General features: G+C 68.6%; 15 protein-coding genes and 5 pseudogenes. 8 read left to right on the top strand and 12 right to left on the bottom strand.

Annotation, left to right across the window (positions count from 1 at the left end; genetic code table 11):
* The coding region (locus ACGFWI_RS38110; protein WP_393910656.1) for a transposase at positions 1 to 386 on the bottom strand (386 nt) is incomplete at its 3' end.
* Positions 383 to 679: pseudogene (locus ACGFWI_RS38105) on the bottom strand (winged helix-turn-helix domain-containing protein); the annotation flags it as partial. The pseudogene ACGFWI_RS38105 and the gene ACGFWI_RS38110, both read right to left, overlap by 4 nt.
* Positions 680 to 777: 98 nt before the next feature.
* Here ACGFWI_RS38105 and ACGFWI_RS38100 point away from each other — a divergent pair.
* Positions 778 to 1,206, top strand: coding sequence for a VOC family protein (locus ACGFWI_RS38100; protein WP_330479644.1), 429 nt, complete (start codon positions 778 to 780; stop codon positions 1,204 to 1,206).
* Positions 1,207 to 1,275: 69 nt separating this feature from the next.
* Here ACGFWI_RS38100 and ACGFWI_RS38095 read toward each other — a convergent pair.
* From ACGFWI_RS38095 to ACGFWI_RS38085, 3 genes and pseudogenes are all read right to left on the bottom strand, one after another.
* A pseudogene (locus ACGFWI_RS38095) lies at positions 1,276 to 1,555 on the bottom strand (transposase); the annotation flags it as partial.
* 155 nt (positions 1,556 to 1,710) lie between these two features.
* Positions 1,711 to 3,024: a cytochrome P450 gene (locus ACGFWI_RS38090; protein ID WP_393910655.1), complete on the bottom strand. Its 1,314-nt coding sequence runs from the start codon at positions 3,022 to 3,024 to the stop codon at positions 1,711 to 1,713.
* A gap of 990 nt (positions 3,025 to 4,014) precedes the next feature.
* On the bottom strand, positions 4,015 to 4,932 hold the full coding sequence (locus tag ACGFWI_RS38085; protein ID WP_393910658.1) for an endo-beta-N-acetylglucosaminidase H: 918 nt from the start codon (positions 4,930 to 4,932) through the stop codon (positions 4,015 to 4,017).
* A gap of 503 nt (positions 4,933 to 5,435) precedes the next feature.
* On the opposite strand from ACGFWI_RS38085, the pseudogene ACGFWI_RS38080 reads away from it, so the two are divergent.
* Together ACGFWI_RS38080 and ACGFWI_RS38075 are read left to right on the top strand one after the other, a co-directional pair.
* A pseudogene (locus ACGFWI_RS38080) lies at positions 5,436 to 5,522 on the top strand (IS5/IS1182 family transposase); the annotation flags it as partial.
* Positions 5,517 to 5,819 (top strand): Lrp/AsnC ligand binding domain-containing protein, encoded by a 303-nt coding sequence (locus tag ACGFWI_RS38075; protein ID WP_393910657.1) that lies wholly within the window; start codon positions 5,517 to 5,519, stop codon positions 5,817 to 5,819. The pseudogene ACGFWI_RS38080 and the gene ACGFWI_RS38075, both read left to right, overlap by 6 nt.
* 364 nt (positions 5,820 to 6,183) lie before the next feature.
* Here ACGFWI_RS38075 and ACGFWI_RS38070 read toward each other — a convergent pair whose 3' ends face one another.
* Positions 6,184 to 7,011 carry a MarR family transcriptional regulator gene (locus ACGFWI_RS38070; protein WP_393910654.1) on the bottom strand — a complete coding sequence of 276 codons (828 nt, stop codon included), beginning with the start codon at positions 7,009 to 7,011 and terminating at the stop codon, positions 6,184 to 6,186.
* Between the two features lie 213 nt (positions 7,012 to 7,224).
* Here ACGFWI_RS38070 and ACGFWI_RS38065 point away from each other — a divergent pair, with 213 nt between their 5' ends.
* Both ACGFWI_RS38065 and ACGFWI_RS38060 read left to right on the top strand, forming a co-directional pair.
* Positions 7,225 to 8,217 (top strand): NAD-dependent epimerase/dehydratase family protein, encoded by a 993-nt coding sequence (locus tag ACGFWI_RS38065; RefSeq protein ID WP_393910653.1) that lies wholly within the window; start codon positions 7,225 to 7,227, stop codon positions 8,215 to 8,217.
* Positions 8,218 to 8,695: 478 nt separating this feature from the next.
* On the top strand, positions 8,696 to 9,271 hold the full coding sequence (locus ACGFWI_RS38060) for a dihydrofolate reductase family protein (RefSeq protein WP_393910652.1): 576 nt from the start codon (positions 8,696 to 8,698) through the stop codon (positions 9,269 to 9,271).
* Here ACGFWI_RS38060 and ACGFWI_RS38055 read toward each other — a convergent pair.
* The 4 genes and pseudogenes from ACGFWI_RS38055 to ACGFWI_RS38040 all read right to left on the bottom strand — a co-directional run bounded on the left by ACGFWI_RS38055 (position 9,268) and on the right by ACGFWI_RS38040 (position 10,736).
* Positions 9,268 to 9,596, bottom strand: a pseudogene (locus ACGFWI_RS38055) (hypothetical protein). The gene ACGFWI_RS38060 and the pseudogene ACGFWI_RS38055 overlap by 4 nt on opposite strands.
* A 15-nt stretch (positions 9,597 to 9,611) precedes the next feature.
* Positions 9,612 to 9,890, bottom strand: coding sequence for a hypothetical protein (locus ACGFWI_RS38050; RefSeq protein ID WP_393910651.1), 279 nt, complete (start codon positions 9,888 to 9,890; stop codon positions 9,612 to 9,614).
* A 257-nt stretch (positions 9,891 to 10,147) separates the two neighbouring features.
* The gene (locus tag ACGFWI_RS38045; protein ID WP_393910650.1) at positions 10,148 to 10,468 is read right to left on the bottom strand and encodes a hypothetical protein; all 321 of its coding nucleotides are present in this window, start codon (positions 10,466 to 10,468) and stop codon (positions 10,148 to 10,150) included.
* 55 nt (positions 10,469 to 10,523) lie between these two features.
* Positions 10,524 to 10,736, bottom strand: a complete 213-nt coding sequence (locus ACGFWI_RS38040) for a helix-turn-helix transcriptional regulator (RefSeq protein WP_393910649.1) — start codon at positions 10,734 to 10,736, stop codon at positions 10,524 to 10,526.
* Between ACGFWI_RS38040 and ACGFWI_RS38035 the strand changes: the two are divergent.
* A pseudogene (locus ACGFWI_RS38035) lies at positions 10,639 to 10,959 on the top strand (DUF664 domain-containing protein); the annotation flags it as partial. The gene ACGFWI_RS38040 and the pseudogene ACGFWI_RS38035 sit on opposite strands and share 98 nt — an antisense overlap.
* Positions 10,960 to 11,121: 162 nt before the next feature.
* Here ACGFWI_RS38035 and ACGFWI_RS38030 read toward each other — a convergent pair.
* On the bottom strand, positions 11,122 to 12,360 hold the full coding sequence (locus ACGFWI_RS38030; protein WP_393910648.1) for a DUF4157 domain-containing protein: 1,239 nt from the start codon (positions 12,358 to 12,360) through the stop codon (positions 11,122 to 11,124).
* Between ACGFWI_RS38030 and ACGFWI_RS38025 the strand changes: the two genes are divergently transcribed.
* Together ACGFWI_RS38025 and ACGFWI_RS38020 are read left to right on the top strand one after the other, a co-directional pair.
* The gene (locus ACGFWI_RS38025; RefSeq protein ID WP_393910647.1) at positions 12,340 to 12,492 is read left to right on the top strand and encodes a hypothetical protein; all 153 of its coding nucleotides are present in this window, start codon (positions 12,340 to 12,342) and stop codon (positions 12,490 to 12,492) included. The two genes, ACGFWI_RS38030 and ACGFWI_RS38025, sit on opposite strands and share 21 nt — an antisense overlap.
* Positions 12,493 to 12,871: 379 nt before the next feature.
* Positions 12,872 to 13,915 (top strand): S66 peptidase family protein, encoded by a 1,044-nt coding sequence (locus tag ACGFWI_RS38020; RefSeq protein ID WP_393910646.1) that lies wholly within the window; start codon positions 12,872 to 12,874, stop codon positions 13,913 to 13,915.
* Between the two features lie 227 nt (positions 13,916 to 14,142).
* Here ACGFWI_RS38020 and ACGFWI_RS38015 read toward each other — a convergent pair whose 3' ends face one another.
* Positions 14,143 to 16,926: an AAA family ATPase gene (locus ACGFWI_RS38015; protein ID WP_393910645.1), complete on the bottom strand. Its 2,784-nt coding sequence runs from the start codon at positions 16,924 to 16,926 to the stop codon at positions 14,143 to 14,145.
* Positions 16,927 to 17,106 lie beyond the last annotated feature (180 nt).

Raw genomic sequence — 17,106 nt, 5'->3', positions numbered from 1 at the left:
AGCTCGGGTGCGTATGCGGGTAATCGCTCGAGGGTGAGCCAGTCCTGCTCGGTGACCCAGGCTCGCATCGCCCGGCTCCAGTGGGCGGACAGGCCGTCCCAGACCAGGATCACTGGCTCACCACGGTAGAACGCTTTGACCTGTTCAAGGACCTCGATGAGAGCGGTGGTGTCGTAGCTGCCGGGCTTGAGGTGGAAACACAGGCGAGGGCCGCGGTCGAAGTCGGTGGAGTGGTAGCCCAGAGCCGCGGCCATCGACGCACGCTTCCAGTTCAGCCGGTGCCGCAGAAGCGGCGTGCGGCCGCGAGGTGCGAAAGTGCGGCGGATCTGGGGCAGCAACGAGACACCTGATTCGTCGAGGAACACGATCCAGGCACGTGTGTTCACCGCCCCCTTTTGATGCGCGGCCACTCGTGCGTGATCCAGCGGGCGATCTCGGACTCGTCCCGCTCCGCCGCCCGCCGCTCGGGCCGCTGCAGAGTCCACCCCAGCCGGCCGGTCAGCAGACGCCACACCGACGCCCGCGACAGCCACACTCCTGTCACCCGCTCGACGACCGCACCGACTCGTTCCAAGGTCCACAGATCGGCCTCGAACCCATGAGCCTGGGCACCTCGCTCCAAGGCAGCCCGCACCGTCTCGACCTGGGCATCATTCAGCTTGGGCGGGCGACCGGTGGCCGGACGCCGACGTGGGTGGTCGGGATAGGGTCCTGGGCCCCACCGGTGGGCTGTGGGCTACGACGCCGGGGTTGCGTCGTTCTCGATAGGGTGCGCGGATGACAGCGATCAAGAAGTTCCAAGTCACCTTTGACTGCGCAGAACCTGAGCGTCTCGCTCGCTTCTGGTGCGAGGTGTTGGGGTACGTCGTACCACCGCCGCCTGAGGGGTTTGCCACTTGGGACGATTTCAAGCGTTCGCAGGCACCTGAACAGCGGGATGCATGGTTCGCCTGCATAGATCCCTCAGGTGTGGGCCCGCGGCTGTTCTTCCAACGCGTGCCTGAGGGGAAGGCCGTCAAGAACCGTGTGCATCTTGATGTGCGGGTCGGAACCGGTCTCGTGGGTAAGGAGCGTCTCGCCGCACTTGAGGCCGAATGCGCGCGGCTGGTCCCTCTTGGTGCGGTTCACGTGCAAACGCTGTATGACGGCAATGATGCCTGCATCCCGATGCTGGACATCGAGGGCAACGAGTTCTGTATCGACTGAGCATTCTCCGATCCGAGGAAGCGGGGAGTCGCCTCCCTTGGGCCTCTTCGGCCTCGTATGGAGCGGGTGTCACCTCGTGAGGGTGAGGCTGTACAGCCGGGCGATGCCGAGCATGGCGGTGTGAACGCCGTCGCCCTTCAGGCGGCAGTCGCGAAGGATCTTCCAGGTGCTTCATCCGGGCAAAGGTGTGCTCGACGCGGGCACGGACCTGCTTGTGCGAGCGGCTGTGCTGCTCCTTCCAGTCGGGAAGTTTCTCGCCGGCTCGGCGGCGGTGCGGCATGAGGAGTCCTGTCCCCGGATAGCCGCCGTCGGCGATCGTCATGGTCTTGCCGACGGCGGCCTTGGCCCCGGGCGTTGCCGACACCTCCGCTATCGGGCCACTCCGGCGCCTTGCGATGCAGCTCGGCATCCGTGGAGCAAACGAAGAGCCGAGACGGAGAGAGCGCAGCGAACGCAGTGCACCAGACGCCGCCACCTTTCCGACCTGGACCCATCGGACAGGCCCTAGAGGTCCCGTGGCCGCACCGTCATCCGGATCCCGTCCCGTGCCCACAACACGAACCGTTCCACCGGCGTCACTTCGTGCCCCAGCGCGGGCCGAAAGCGCAGGCGCTTGAGGAGGACGGTCAGGACAAGCTGGGCCTCGACCGTGGCCAAAGTAGCGCCCTCGCAGCTGCGTGGCCCGATCCCGAAGGGGACGTACGCGAGCCGCGGCCGCTTAGCCACCTCCTGCGGCGTGAACCGCTCGGGGTCGAACCGCTCCGGCTCGGGCCAGTACTCAGGGTTCAGGTGCACCGCCCAGAACGGATAGAACAACGTCGTCCCCGCCGGGATCTCGTACGGGCCCAGAACCAGGTCCTCGGTCGTCTCGCGTGCGCCGTACGGGCCGGGCGGGAACAGGCGCATCGACTCCTTGAGCACCATGTCCAGGTACGTGAGCCGCCGCAGATCACCGTAATCGGGCGTGGCGCGCTCGCCCAACACCTGGTCCAGTTCGGCGGCGACGCGATCGGCCGCGTCGGGATGGCGGCCCAGCAGGTGCAGCGTCCACGAGACGGCGACACCGGTGGTGTGGTGGGCGGCGAGCAGCGTCACCATCACGGTGTCCCGGATCCGCGCCGGGCTCTGACCGGCCTCGACGAGCGCCCCGATCAGGTCGCTGCGGTCGGTGCGGCCGCCCGAGCGGTGCGCCGCCACCACGCGGTCGACCGTCGCGCGCAGATATGCAAGGGCCACCTCGGCCCGCTCCGCCGAGCGCGGGTCGGCCCGCGGCACCTGGTAGAGCCGCCCGAGGTGCTCGGTGAGCACCTCCTCGAACGCGGCGACGACAGGGTCCGTGTCGGTTTCCGCGGCGCCGAGCGCGAACCCGCAGATCATACGGAGCGACAGCGCGGTCAACTCCTGCTGCAGTTCGACGGGTTCGCCACCGGCCTGCCCCGCCCAGCGGTCCGCGAGCTCCCGCGCCAGCTTGGTGAAGTGCGCGAAGTGCCGCTCGTGAGCCGGCCGTCCGGCGAGCACCGAGAGCAGTAGTCGGCGCCAGGGGGTGTGCTCGTCGGCGGGTAGCACTTGCAGGTTGCCGGCCTCGCACAGCGGGTCCAGGAACGCGAACAGCTCCTCGGGCCGCGTGTCGATGTGCGCCGTGGCCTCCAGAAGCACGGGATCGGCGACCGACACGGCCGAGTCCGCGCCCGGCAGTTGGAAGCGCACGACGGGCCCATGCGCCTCGTGCAGGCGTAACTGGTACCGGTGCAGCCCACCCGCAGCCGCAACGGCGCTCAGCCCGCCGTCCTCCTGGTACTCGGGGCCAGGGATGCGCATAACGGTGCCTCCTGTCCCAAGTCCTACCCTCGAGCCTGTCCGAAGGGGCCCTCAACTCGCCCTCGCATCAGCCAGTTTCACCCGTCCCGTCTCCTACCCCACGGCGGGCGTGCCTGCACTGGCCTCGGCGAGCATGTCCAGGATCACGGAGAGGCGTTGCGCGCCAGCACTGGGCTGGTGTCGCGGTGGTCGGGCAGCGCGATGACGGCCTGCGAAAGCGTGCGCGCCCGCCCACGCTCCCCGGGCGCTCGAACGGAGACGACCATGAACCGCTGGCTGGACCGTGCTTACCCGGGGGGGCGCAGCACGGTCCAGCCAGCGGGATGCGGCCCGGCCCTCTCCACCCCCGGCCCTCCGCATCACGCCCAAACCTCGGGCCATCTTGAGCAGGTCGCGGTAACCGGCCGCGGTGGCCGAGAACTCCTGGGTGCCGATCCCTGCCCCCAGCAAGGAGAGCACGGCGGCGACATGAGCGTCCCGGCGCGTGTCTCCACTCCAAGAACCACCTCCCCCGTGGCCGGCGACGGCGGGCACGCGGAGCGGGCGACATACTGGTCATGCTCGTCCACCTCCCGACCCGATGGCACATCGCGTCGCCGGCACCGGACCGCGCGGGCGGGCGGGCGGGCGGGCGGGCGGGCAGAACTGTGGCAACGTCGGGCTGGTCGGCAAGCCCCTATCGGGACACACCCCGCCCGGCCCGGCACCGGCACCGCACCATCCCCGGCCGGCCGTCGGCACAGCGTGAGCAAGACACCCCCCACCCCGGTCAGCGCGCCCTCAGCTCTTATGAGTCAGGCCCCCGGGTCCGGGACAGCACTTACCCATGGTCCCAGCACAGGAGCCGCGTCGCGGGGGCGCACGAAAGTGAATGGTCAACCCGCACCGCGCCCCCGACATCGTTGTCGAAAGCGCGGCCTGCACGGATCGCGGCCCTACGGGATGCGGCAAGCCCCGAGGGAGCGCCGCGCACTGGGGCGTACGGTCGCCTTACGGCGTGTAGACGGCGTCACTGCCGTACAGCTCCCTGGTGAACGCGGAGACGTCGGCGCTGCGGTCGGCGCCGTCGAGGTTGTACGTCAGATAGACGCCGTACCCCTCGCTGACGGTGCGGCGGGCGAGGTCGGCGAGCGTGCTCTGTGAGGTTCGGCCGATCTCGACGGCCGCCGGCGACAGCTTCGACTTGGGCAGTGCGATGCCGGGGACCTGCCAGGTGCCGTAGTACGGGTTCCAGGCGTAGTCGAACTTGGACGAGACGTCGACGCCGCCGTAGGAGAGACGCGACGCGGACGGGCCGATATTGTAGAGGCTGATGATCTTGCCCGGCATGTTCGCGCGCAGCGCCGTCACCAGGTACACGAACGAGCTGTCATTGGGCTGGCCGGTGCCGTTGTTGCCGTACTCGGCGTACTCGTCGTCGAAGTCGATGCCGTCGAGGCCGTACTTGGCCACGGTGTCCGACAGTTGTTTCGCGAACGCCGAAGCCGCTTGCTGTGACGGGAAGTTGGCGAAGCCCGCGCCCTGGTGGTTGCCGAGCACCGAGAGGACGACCTTGATGCCCTTCTGCTGCAGCGGCCGTATCTCCGTGGCGGCGTTGTCGAGGACGCGCTGCACGTTCTCGTTGAAGTACAGATGCGCCGCCTTCGTGCCCGTGTTGTAGTTGATGTTCGCCGCGAAGATCACGGCAACGTCGAAGACATTGCCGCCGCCGTTGGCGAGGGTGTACTTGCCGACGTTCAGCATGCTGTTGTTGTTCACCTCGACGTACGCCACCGAGGTCGGCCCCTGTTTCGCGAGTGCGGGGGCCGCTGCTGCGCCGGTCGTGGCGGTCGCGCCGAAGGCAAGGGCCGCGACGGCCGAGAGCGCGAGCGCGGCCATCCGCACTCTGCTCCGTACCAGAGTGAACATCATTGATCGGTCTCCCATCGCATAGGTCGGCGCCCGACCTGTCCGAAAGCGCCGAGTGAGCCCTCCGAGTTTTCCGCTCCCGTGACCGAATCCCGAGAGTCATGCCCGAACTCTTCACAGCCCCCACGCACGTCGCGCCGCAACTCGACGTCTGGGCAACGGAGTTGGTGCGTCCAGATCACGGTCGGCATGCGCCTCCGCCCTAGCCGACCACTGACGATGGCGACGCGAGGAACGCACCCGCGCCAGAGAACAACGCGCCACCATGTAGCCAATGTCCGGTCCGGCTCCCTGATCCCGTCGTGGGCATTCGCCAGGTCCTCCTTCCCGCGCAGCAGAGCCCGCGCCGCCTCCTGTCTGCAGCCATTCGCGGCGAGGGTCCGCGCGTGCACCACACCGAGGAGCGCTCGCTCGCGTGGGGTAGCTGCCGCGTACCGCTCGCCGTGCACTGAAGCCTGCCGCGTTCGCGCAGGGGGAACCCGACGCAAGGGGATGATCTTGATGTGGCTGGTGTGATCACCGCGTCGGAGTCGTCCTGGATAGGCCCCTTCACCGGGTTGAGCCCGCGGTACTTCGCGAAGCTCGTGACGGCCGAGGTGCTGGACGTGTTCGTGGTGTCCGGGAGCAACGACTTCCAGGTGCTGGTGGCCGTGCAGGACGCACAGCACCTGGAGGACTTCGTACTGGCCCACATTGCGCAGAACCCGTCGGTCGCCGATCTCCATGCCTGGCCGCCGCTACGAGACACCACCGCGACCGTCGCCACAGTGGCCAAGAACGTCGGATACCAGGATCCCTTCGCCTTCAGCGTCGCCTTAAAGCGTTGCCGCAACTCCACCCCATCGAGCTGGCGTCGCACGAGCCAAGCCGCTAACGCCACAGCGTAACCACGGCCGTGTCGCGAACGTCGCGCCCCGCAACACCTAGCGGGTCGGCGTCGGTGGCGGGTGCCGGGCCGGACCACGACCGCGACGAGATCGCACGGCTCGTCGAGGACCAGGCGGTGCCAGCACCCCGGGGGGACCACAATCGCGGTGCCGGGACCTGGCTCAACGAGCGCTCGGGGGCCGCTCCGTGCGGCGGCACGCAGCTGCAGGCGGGCCCGGCGGTGCCCGCCCAGGCCGACCAACTCGTCGGCATCGGGACGCGGCCAGGAAGTCGACGTTCGGGTCGAGCACCTCGGGCGCGAACACCGGGCCGGGAATTCGCCGTACCGGACGGCGGACTCCTCGTCCCGTCAGTCGCTGCTCGTCACTGCGACCCCGCGGCCACCAGCGTCGCGGTGATGGGTTCGAGCTCGGCGGCCAGCTCGTCGAGCTCGGCGGGAGACAGGGCCTCGTACGGCGGGGCGGCGAGCTCGTCGGTCAGGGCTTCGATGCGTTGCTTGGCCTCGCGGCCGGCCTCGGTGAACCGGCCGTCGGTGTCGACGAGCCCGCGCTCGCGCAAGCCGTCCATGACCGCGGCCAGCCGCTCCTTGGGCAGGTGATGGACGCGCCCGAACGTCTCCGGCGGGTGGATGCCCTGCGCCAGCGCGTCGAGGAGGTGGGCCTCCGTGCCGCCGATGCGCGCGCCGACGAGAGCGGCGACGTGCCCGTCACATCGGTGCTCGCGCAGCATGGTCGCGGAATGCCACAGCCGGGCGACCGGGTCGCTCGGCACCGGAAGGGTGCGCATCCCGGCGTACATCACCCGACCTTCCGTGGGCGCGTTCGTCGCGGCTTTGGTGGTCAGGTCGGCGGCGCGCACCAGGCCCGGGGAGTCGGCCAGCTCGTCGCCGAGGATCCGCCGTACGGAGGCCGCGCTGCCCCGCTCCCGCGCGGCGACGGAGGCCTCGGGCGGGATCGTCTCCCACGCGCTCGGGATGTGCCGCGCGGCCTCCCCCTCGGCGAAGCTGTAGAAGGCCGCGTGCACGACCCGCGCCGGCACCCGCCCCAGCGGTGCGGCGCGGCTGGCGAAGTAGCCGTCCCAGTAGGTGCGGTGGCCGAGCGCGGCCAGCTCCTCGTTGCACTCGTCGGCCAAGTAGGTGACCAGGCAGATCGGCTCCAGGAGCTCGAACATGCGGCGGGCGGTGTGAGTCATGGCCTCCATCATGCCTGCGGTCACGCCCCGTGGAGCGGTACGGGCCGCTAGTGCTCTGACCGGATGGTTCACCGCGTAGGGCGGTGAACCATTTAGCGACAGGGTTGGGTGTGGATCCTCAGCTTGAGTGCATGGGCGATTGGGCTGTGGGCGATTCTGCCCACAGCGAGGATCGGTTCCCACACCGGTGGTTGGTCGGGCAGAGTCGGAGTCATGAGGCTCTTGATCATGGGTGGTACGGAATTCGTCGGGCGTGCCGTCGCCGATGATGCGCTGGCACGGGGTTGGGAGGTGACGGTGTTTCACCGGGGCCGCCATCAGGCCCCGGTGGGCGCGCTGGATCTGCGCGGTGACCGCACGGACCCGCAGGGCCTGGCGGCCCTCGCGGACGGGGAATGGGACATAGTCCTGGACACCTGGACGGGCGCCCCCACGGCCGTACGCGACGCGGCTGGGTTGCTGGCCGACCGCGCGGGCCACTACGTCTACGTTTCCAGCCGTTCTGTATACAGCTATCCCGCCGCCGGGTCCCTTACCGAGAACGCTCCCGTGGTGGACTCCTCGCCGGACGCGGAGGATGTCCCCTACGGGGAGGCAAAACGCGGCGGCGAACTCGCCGCGATCGCCGCCTTCGGCGACCGCGCACTGCTGGCCCGGGCCGGCCTGATCCTGGGCCCGCGCGAGAACGTCGGCCGCCTGCCGTGGTGGCTCAACCGAATAGCCGAAGGCAACCGCGTACTCGCTCCCGACCCGCGCGAGCTCCCGCTGCAGTACATCGACGTCCGCGACCTCGCGGCCTGGATGCTCGACGCCGCAACGCGCGGTCTCGGCGGTGCCTACAACGTCGTCAGCCCATCGGGCCACACCACGATGGGTGAACTGCTCGACGCCTGCGTCCGCGTCACCGGCTCCGACGCGGAGCTGCGCTGGACCGATCCGGCACCGATCCTCGCCGCGGGTATCGAGGGCTGGACCGACCTGCCGATCTGGATCGCGCCGGGCGAGGACCACGACACCATGCACCGCGGAGATGTCACCAAGGCGATCGACGCCGGCCTGCACTGCCGTCCCATCGGGGAGACGGTGGCAGACACCTGGGCCTGGCTCCAGGAGATCGGCGGCACCGCCCCGCAGCGCCCCGACCGATCGCCGGTCGGCCTTGACCCGCGGCGCGAGGCCGAGTTCCTCGCCGGCCTCACGGACTGACGTCAAGGAAATGCGTATGAAGGCGTAGGGCCCCACGTCGTGGAACCGCTGAAGAGCTCGGCATCCTCAGCAGCAGGTCCGTTCTTCACGAACCAGGCCGGCCAACTCACCGCAAGGGCTCTCGCCCTTGTTCTTGTCGGGCTGGTCCCCGGGCAAGTCCCTCTTCGCGCTCCTCGGCCGCTGAGAGGCTGAACAACGCCGCGGGCCCGGTTCGCCGAACGCGACCGGGCCCTGGGAGTCTCGACTGCGGATCCGGCCGCTCACCGCATCTGGTACCAGCGGCTTCGGTTCTGACGCTGCGGGAGGCTCAGGCTGCGGAGCAGCTCTTGCAGCGGCTAGGCCGTGTTTTGGGAGATCGCCGCCCTTCGTGATGATCTTCGCGTGGGGCGGGGAAATCTGAGGGGATCCCGCGAGCCGTAATGAGTCCTGCGTCGGCCGGCGGTCGTAGTGTCGAACCTGTTCCCGAGGAGGAATTCAGATGCGCAGCGTGACCTACTCGATGGGCGTCTCCCTTGACGGCTACATCGTCGGGCCGAACGACGACTTCGACTGGACGGCGCCCGACGAGGAGGTCTTTCGCTTCGTCACCGACGAGATCCGAGAGATCGGCGTCCACCTGTTGGGACGACGGCTGTACGAGACGATGCTGTACTGGGAGACCGCCGATCAGGATCCCACGCTCGACGACTCCATGCTCGAGTGGGCCGCGATCTGGAAGCCGCTCCCAAAGGTGGTGTTCTCCACCACGCTGTCGACAGTGCAGGGCAATGCCCGCCTGACCTCCGGCGGCCTGGCGGAGGAGATCGAGCGGTTGCGAGCCGAGCCGGGGGATGGCGACATCGCGATCGGCGGCGCGACTCTCGCCGCCGAGGCGGCCGCGTTGGGTCTGATCGACGAGTACCGGGCCAGGGTCTACCCGGTGCTGGTTGGCGGTGGCATTCCGTTCTTTCCCCAGCGCGAGCGCCGGGTAGATCTCGAACTCGTCGAGACCCGCACCTTCAGCTCAAGAGTCGTCTACCTCCGCTACCGCGTGGCGCGCCAGGCCCTACTTTAGAAGTTGCTGATGTGCTGGGTGGGCCGTCCGGGAATGTCGCGGGCGGCCATCCAGATCGTGAGATCGCGGCAATCCGCCCGATGCTGGTCTCGGTGGCGACGTCGTGTTCGCGGCGGACGGTGTCGCGGCAGACGACTTCGAAGCCGCCTTCGTCCAGGGTCGCTACGGAGGTGAACCAGGCCGGGTCGTCTTCGTCGGGCTGGATGACGACGAAGGTGTTGTCCGAGTCGTTGAGGTCGTCGATCAGCATGAACAGCGCGTCCTCGGACGGGTCGTCGATGTGGTCGCCGTTCTCGCTGCCGGCGCGGTAGTACGCAGCCCTCATCGCCTCTGTCTCCCCTCACCCCGCTGACCTGACCGCGGCCAAGATGACATGCTGGGCTGACGCTTCTGTCAGGTCACAGCATTCGTTGTTCGAAGCGATGAGGACAGTGGCCTCGAAGCGGACTGCCAGCTTGTCGAACCGTGTGGCCACGGCGCGGTTGCGCTTCAGCCGGTAGATGCCGCACTCGACTGCGTGCCGGGGCTTGTAGTCCTTACAGTCGAAGGCCGGATGCCGTCCGCCGGCCGTTCCCCGGCGTCTGCGGTGGCCAGCCTGATCGGCGGGCTCCGGGATCATGCTCGGGAGCGATGTCGACCCACGCAATGGGCTGCCCCTGGGTGTTGGTCCCTCAGTGCCTGTGTGATGTACACCGGCCAGAAGCACCTCTGTGGCTGAGCCGGGGATTTGGTGAAAGGCATGGTCAGTGGCGATGACGGGGCTGAAGAGGCCGGGTTGTCGCCGTTGACCGTTCGGGGTGTGGGCCGCCGGTTGTTACAGGTTGATCGTGTTGCCTGGTCGGGACATACGGTGGAGCCGTTCGAGGCGATGGCTTCTCAGGTATGCCGAGACAAGAGGGCGACGAACGCGATGTAGGTGATGGCGGCGGTGGCCACGAACCAGAAGTACGGATCGCCGCTTCTTCCGGATGCCAATTCACCGATGAAGGAGTAGAGATTCCCCACGGTAAGCACCACGCCCGTGCCAGCCCAGGCTCGCCCTCCGATCCGGGCGAAGCGCTCGTCGGGTTCCTTCTCGGTGAGGCCCTGATAGGTCTCGCTCCGGCGTCCCAGCAGCACTAAGGCAAGACTGCAGACCGCCAGGATCCCGAACGTCACCAGGCCGATAGCGAGTCGGCCGCCGAAAGTCGCGGCCAAGAGGCAGGCACCTCCGAGGGCGAGGAAGAAGCCGGGGACGGACCACCTGGCTCTGTTACTGGTCATCTGCTGGGCCCTCATCGACATGAAACATCTCCTCAACGCTGAACTCGAAGAACTTGGCCATGGACAAGGCGAGCGGCAGAGAAGGTGTGTACCGCTCGGTCTCGATGGCGTTGATCGTTTGCCGTGAGACTCCCAGGGCTATGCCTAGCTGGCCCTGGGAGAGCCCTCGTGACGACCGCAGTTCCCTGACGCTGTTTCGCACGTGTAAAGCTTACTTGTCACCGCGCGATTGGTGTCAAGCGTGCTTTACAGTGCTGGCGGGCCTGCGGGTCAGGCGTCACAACACGCGCCGGGACGTTAGGTCCGCGACACGACCCTCATCAACACCGTCGTCGATGACGCTGCTGGGCCTCGTCCAGCACATGGCCGAGGTGGAACATCTCTGGTTCCAGCGTGTGTTCGCGGGTCAGGACGCCGCCGCCCCGGCCCCGACAGCAAGGTCACCTGAACCGCATCCCCGCGGCTGTACTCCGACATGGTCACCGAAGACCGCCGACTGCGACTTGCGGGCTCCGAGATCTACCCCCAGGGCTGCAAGGACGAGGACGTCGTGGCGCAGGACGCAGTCGGTGGTCAAGGGTAAGAGCTCAGGGGACTCTGTCGATGCGCTCGACGAACATCTGGAACAGCATCCGCGACCACTTGGTGCCCAGAGCCAGGCTGAAATCCCCCCGCCCGTCCACCAGGCCCCGGTTCCCCTGTTCGTCCTGGGCGTAATGCCGCGGATTCTCCTGCTTGATCCCGACATACCCCTCAAGCATCCCCTCACCCTTCTTGGCCTGCGGCATGCCGCCGTGGAGGTTCCTGAGGGACTGCGGTGTGCGGCCCTTGCTCTCCCCGGAGACGGCCATGTGGTCCGGATGGAACAGCAGCTCGTGCGCGCCGGGCTTCAGCGTGAACTTCATCAGCACCTGCGTGGCGGGTTTCTTGTAGTAGGTGCGGGCCTGTTCCTCGTCGCCGAGGTGATGGCGGATCGGCAGGATGCCGTCCTTCGGATTATCGGGGTCACGCGCGGTCTTCTTCGTCTCGCCATATGTCTTGTTGAACGCGCCCCCGAGGGTGTTCTCACCCTGATTTTCCATGATCCAGTCGTTCATGGCGGTTATCTTCTCGATCGGCGTATGGCCCTCCCCGCCCCACCACTCCTCGATGTCTGCGGCCTCCGTTGCCTCCATCGCCCGGAACAGCTCAAGCCGTCCCATGCCGTCCAGCTCGGCCTCGGACTTCCCGGCACACATATTGGCCAGCTCCTTGATGAGCTTGGGCCCGATATCGAGGAGGATGCCGTCTCCGGTGCGGCCCTTCGACGTCTTGGTCGGCGCCTTTACAGGCTTCTGCTGCGCCGCCCGCTCCTGCCAGTACTGGTCGGTGAGGTGGTCCTGGAGATTCCGCTGCACAGTCGGCGCGACCACCGAGCTCACACTCGCCGCCGCTCGCTGCACACCCGTCCCGGCCAGGACCGAGCCCGACATCGCCCTGCGCGCGGTGGCCTCGGCTTCGCGCTCGAACCGGTCCGAGGGGTCCGAGACACGCAGCCCCGCCCCGTTGTCGGTTCCGGCGACAGGCCCCTGACGCTGCTGGACCACGTGGGTGAGCTCATGGGCCAGGGTGTGCTTGTCGTTACTGCCCGCTCCGATCACCACATGGCTACCGGAGGTGTAGGCACGGGCCCCGACCTCGGCGGCGGAGGCTTTGGCCGCACTGTCGTCATGGATACGCACGTCGGAGAAGTCCGCGCCAAGCCGGGCCTCCATATCGCTGCGGGTCGCCTCGTCTAACGGTCGGCCGCTGGTACGCAGAATGTCGTGGAGGACAGACCGCTGCACGGCAGGCTGCTCGGCCTGGTGTCCGCAACCAGCGTTGTGCTGGTGCTGTTCAGGCTGGGCCCAGGAATGTCCGGCCTGGCGGAGCATCTGCACGACGGCAGCATTTCCAGCGCCGGCCTGCAGAGCGAGTAGGCCACGCAGCGGTGTGGGTCGGGGGGCTACGGGCTCGTGGGCCGGAGTACGGACGTTGGCAGTCCCGGCCGTTCCGGCCTTTTCGTGATCCTGCATGGGAATCCTTCGTCTGGCGCGCGACTTGTCGACTTTCCTGGATACACGGCGGATGACGGCGGGTGCCAGGTATGCGCGGGCAGAGTGGACTGGCCGCAAGGGCATGTCGACCCCGCCAGAAGGCTGCAGGTGTGGCCTGGGCCCCAGATCAGGGCCATCGCAAGGGTGATGCTGTTCCGTCACTCCGCGACACAGGGTTGAGAGGGAAAGGATCGGACTCGTTCGCGACGAGCCCCGGAATATCCGCTGCGGCGACAGGTCCACCGGCTCCTATGATCAGCGGATGACGGATCCTCTCTACCCGGCGAAGCCCCGCTCCGGAGACTTGGTCGCGGTGCTGTCCCCCTCATCCGGTCTGCCCGGTGTCCTTCCTCTGCCGTACGAATTGGGACTACGCAGGCTGCAGGATGACTTCGGGTTGAAGGCCATGGAGTATCCGACGACTCGGAAGATGGGGTCGACGCCCGAAGAGCGGGCTGCGGACATCCACGCGGCCTTCGCGAACCCCGACATCAAGGCCGTGATCGCCAGCATCGGCGGCGATGACCAGATCACCGTCCTGCCCCACCTTGACCGCAGCCTTCTCCGCGCCAACCCCAAGCCTTTCTTCGGCTACAGCGACAACACCAACCTGCTGCTCTTCCTGCGGAACCTTGGCATTGTCGGGTATCACGGCGCCACAGTGATGGTCGAGCTCGGGCGCCCCGGCGCGATGCACCCACTGACCGCCGACTCGCTCAGGGCGGCGCTGTTCACCTCCGGCGAGTACGAACTCACTGCGGCAAACGCCTACGGGGACATCAACCGTCCCTGGGAAGACCCGCGCACCTTCGAGTCGGAACCGGAGATGGAACCCGCTGACGGCTGGTCCTGGCACAACAGCGACCGGGTGGTCGAAGGGATCAGCTGGGGCGGCGAATTGGAGATCATCTCCTGGCTGTTGATGGCCGACCGAGCGGTACTGCCGATCGACGCCTACGCCGGTAACGTGCTCTTCCTCGAGACATCCGAAGAGATGCCGCGCGCCGAACAGGTCTACCGGATCTTTCGGAACATGGGCGAACGCGGTCTACTCCAGCAGTTCCCCGCGCTACTGATGGGCAGGGCCAAGAGCTGGTCATTCGAGAACCAGCTCAGCACCCCGGAGAAGGCGCACTTCCGCCGGCAACAACGAGAAGCCGTCCTGCGGGCCCTCCAGCAGTACGCCCCCGACACCATGGTGGTGTTCGATGTTGACCTTGGCCACACCGACCCTCAACTCGTCATTCCCGTCGGAGGACGAATCCGGGTAGACGGCCCCGCGCGTCGGATCACAGTCACCTATTGAGCCAGTTCCCCGCCTACACGGAGCGTCAGCCCTGGGCTGGCCGCCTCATTCGACGGTGTGCTCGATCTGGCGGACCACCGGAGTGCGTTCGCGGACCCGCTCGAGACGGGTTTAGGGGCAGCGGGCTGCCGGCAGCTTCCTGGTCTCCTTGCGGTACATGGCCTCACCCGCTTCTGACCTGCTGCTTGAACAAAGAATGTTCTTCGTCTGTCGGTGTCGTACTCGCCCTACGTGTCCCGGCCGCTGACCAGAGATCTGCACGCCGCGTCGCCCCCGGTCAGGGCGGTGCTCAGGGCGCTGCGCCGTCGGATGCCCAACTTGCGGTAGCTGTGCGTCAGATGGGTCTCCACGGTACGGCGGGCCAGATGCAGCAGATCCCCGATCTCCGCGTTGGTGCGTCCCCCCGCGGCCAGTTCGGCGATACGGCGCTCGCTGTCGGTCAGCGAGGCGGCACCGGTCCGCGTCGCCGGACGGCGCGCGCCGCTCGCCCGCAGCGCCTCCTCCGCCAGGTCCCGCAGCCGTATCGCGCCCAGGCGTTCGGCGAGCCCGGCCGCCTCCCGCAGGATGCCGCGGGCGCGGGACGACTCGCCCGACGCGGTCAACTGACGGCCCAGGGCCAGCAGCGCCGCCACGAGCTCCGGTCCTGCCGGGCCGCCACGCAGCAGCCGAACTGCCTCCTGGGCCAGGTCGAGACCCCGGCGCCCGCCGGTCGCGGTGCCGAGGACACGCAGTGCCCGGCCCACCGTGCGGGGCGTGTTCCACACTCGGGCCAGGCGCAGCTCCTCCTCGGCCAGGGCGAGCGCCTCCCGTGGGAAGCCCAGGGCCAGATGGCACTCGGCTGCGGCCGTGCGCCACGGGGTGACGACCGGGCTGAACACCTCCCGGGCCGACTGGCGGCGCCCGCAGTCCAGAAAGTCGTGCAGGGCTCCCGCCAGGTCACCGTTCGCGGCGCGCAGCTTCCCGCGCGCGTACAGGAACCGGTTCAGCTCCCAGGACTCCGGCGCCGTCCGCAAGTCGAAGGCTTCGGCCAGGCGTTCGGCCTCGGCGAGGCGGCCCGTCTCCACGAGTGCCGTCAGCGCGTGGGCATGGGCGTTGGTCGGGGTCGCGGCGGCGGGCGGTGGGTCGGCCAGGAGGCGCGTGTAGTCGGCCCGTGCCGCGACGATGTCGATACGGGTGTTGAGCAGCGCCTCGTGCATGGGGTGCAGGACGTCGGGGCGCTGCCCGGTGAGACCGCGCTCCACCAGCCATTCGGCCTCGTCGAGTTCGTCGGCCCACTGAGCGACCGCCGCGGCACTCCCCAGCAGGTACGGCTCGGACAGCGGGTCGGCCGGTTCCGCCAGCAGACCGCGCAGGCGCAGCATCGCCTCCCTCGCCGAGCTCAGACCTGCCATGACGGCGTATTTCACCAGGAACGCGTAACCGGCCGTGCTGACCGACTCCGGCGAGCGCTCGGCCACCTCGGCCAACCTCTTGTATGCCTCCTGCCGCACCAGCTGTTCCTTGTCGGACAGTTGCAGAAACGCCTGCCGCAGGATACGCACCAGGTCGGGACGGTCGCCGAGCGTGTCGTACAGCGAGCGCAGCACCTCGACCCCCGCGCGGGTCCTGCCACGGCCGGTCAGCGCCGTCCCCAGGGCGACAGCGGCGCGCACCCGTTCCTGCGGCGGCCCCGGCAGCCGCAGCGCCTCGGTGAGCCTCAGGATCGCGGCCGAGGAGCCGGGCACCGCGTACTCCAGTGAGCCCAGTTCGGTCAGCAGGCGTTGTCTGCCCTCGTCGGAGAGAGGTTCGTCCAGAGCGCGGCGCAGGAAAGCCACCGCATCCTCGATGTGCCCCTCGCGCAATGCCAGTGAAGCGGCGTCCTGAAGCACCGGCAGTGCCCAGGGCGCGTCCACCACGTCGGTGAGCAGCAGTTGACGGGCGACAAGCTCGCTGGAGACACCGCGGTGCAGCATCGCCTCGGCGGTCGTCCGGTGCGTTGCGCGCCGCCGGGCCGCGGGCACGCCGGTGAGCATCTCGTCCCGCAGCAGCGGATGGGCGTAGCGGGCGCGGCCCATGCCGTCGGGGCGCAGCAGTCCGAGGCCGGTCATCGCGGTGATCCAGCCCGCGACCCGGGCCGGGTCGGCGCCGGAGAGTTCGGCGAGGAGTGAGGGGATGTGGAGGACGGGGAACCCCGCGCCGGGGTCGGTGGGTCCGTGGTCCCAGCTCTCGTCCAGGATCGCCAGCGTCCGCGCCACCTCCGCGGTACCCGGCCCCGCGCAGTCCAGCCACCACTGCACGGCCGCCGAAAACGTTCCCGGGTACAGCGCGGCCGAGGTGTGCGGCACGACCGGGTGACTGCCGTCGGAGAGGTCGTCCAGCAGGGCGCGCAGCAGCAGGGGGTTGCCCGCGCCGGCCCGTACGCAGTCCTCGGTCCAGGAGTCGTCGGCGTCGGGGAAGGCCGAACGGACCGCTGCCACCGCCGAGTTGTCGGACAGCGGGGTCAGGGTGTGGGTGGTGACCAGGGCGGGGGAAAGGCTGTGGGCGAGGCCCTGTGCGGGCGGGTCGACGTCGTACTGGCTGCGCTCGGTGGCCGCCAGGACGATCGGCAGCCGGTCCATGAGCCGGGCGGACTCCACCAGCCAGCGGCGGGACGCCGGGTCGGCCAGGTGCACATCGTCCACGGTGATCAGCAGCGGCGACTGCTCGGCGTACGAGCGCAGCACCCGTCGCAGCCCCGCGCCGGTCGCCCGTTCATCGCCGTCCCATGCCGGGTCGGGAAACTCGGGTACGAGGCAGAGGAGTTGAAGGATTGCGGCGAAGGGGATCGCGGAGTCGCCGGCGGAGCAGCGAGCGCGCAGCACCTGCATACCGTGGGCGGCGGCGTACTCGGCGGCGGCCTCCAGGACCGTGGTGCGGCCCGTGCCGGTGGCACCGCGCAGCAGGACCAGCCGACCGGTGCCCGCATGAGCGCGCTCGGTCGCGGTGGTCAGCAGCCGTGCCGCTTCCCGTAGTGCACTTGCCGGTCGGGACATGCCTGCCTCCTTGTGTGGACGTGCGCGTCCTCACTCACGAGGACGGAGTGCGCCGGACATCGGTGGTGGACCTACACCGTGAGAAGAACCACCATGGTCGCGCACCTGTGCGACGGAACCGGGATGTCGCTTCCGCCCTCACGTTCCCACTGTCGTGGTTCCGGCCGGCCGATCTCGTGG

This window comes from Streptomyces sp. NPDC048434 (assembly GCF_043200375.1).
GTDB lineage: Bacteria > Actinomycetota > Actinomycetes > Streptomycetales > Streptomycetaceae > Streptomyces.
The sequence above is the reverse complement of the archived record's forward strand: the minus strand, read 5'-3'. Positions and strand labels throughout refer to the sequence as shown.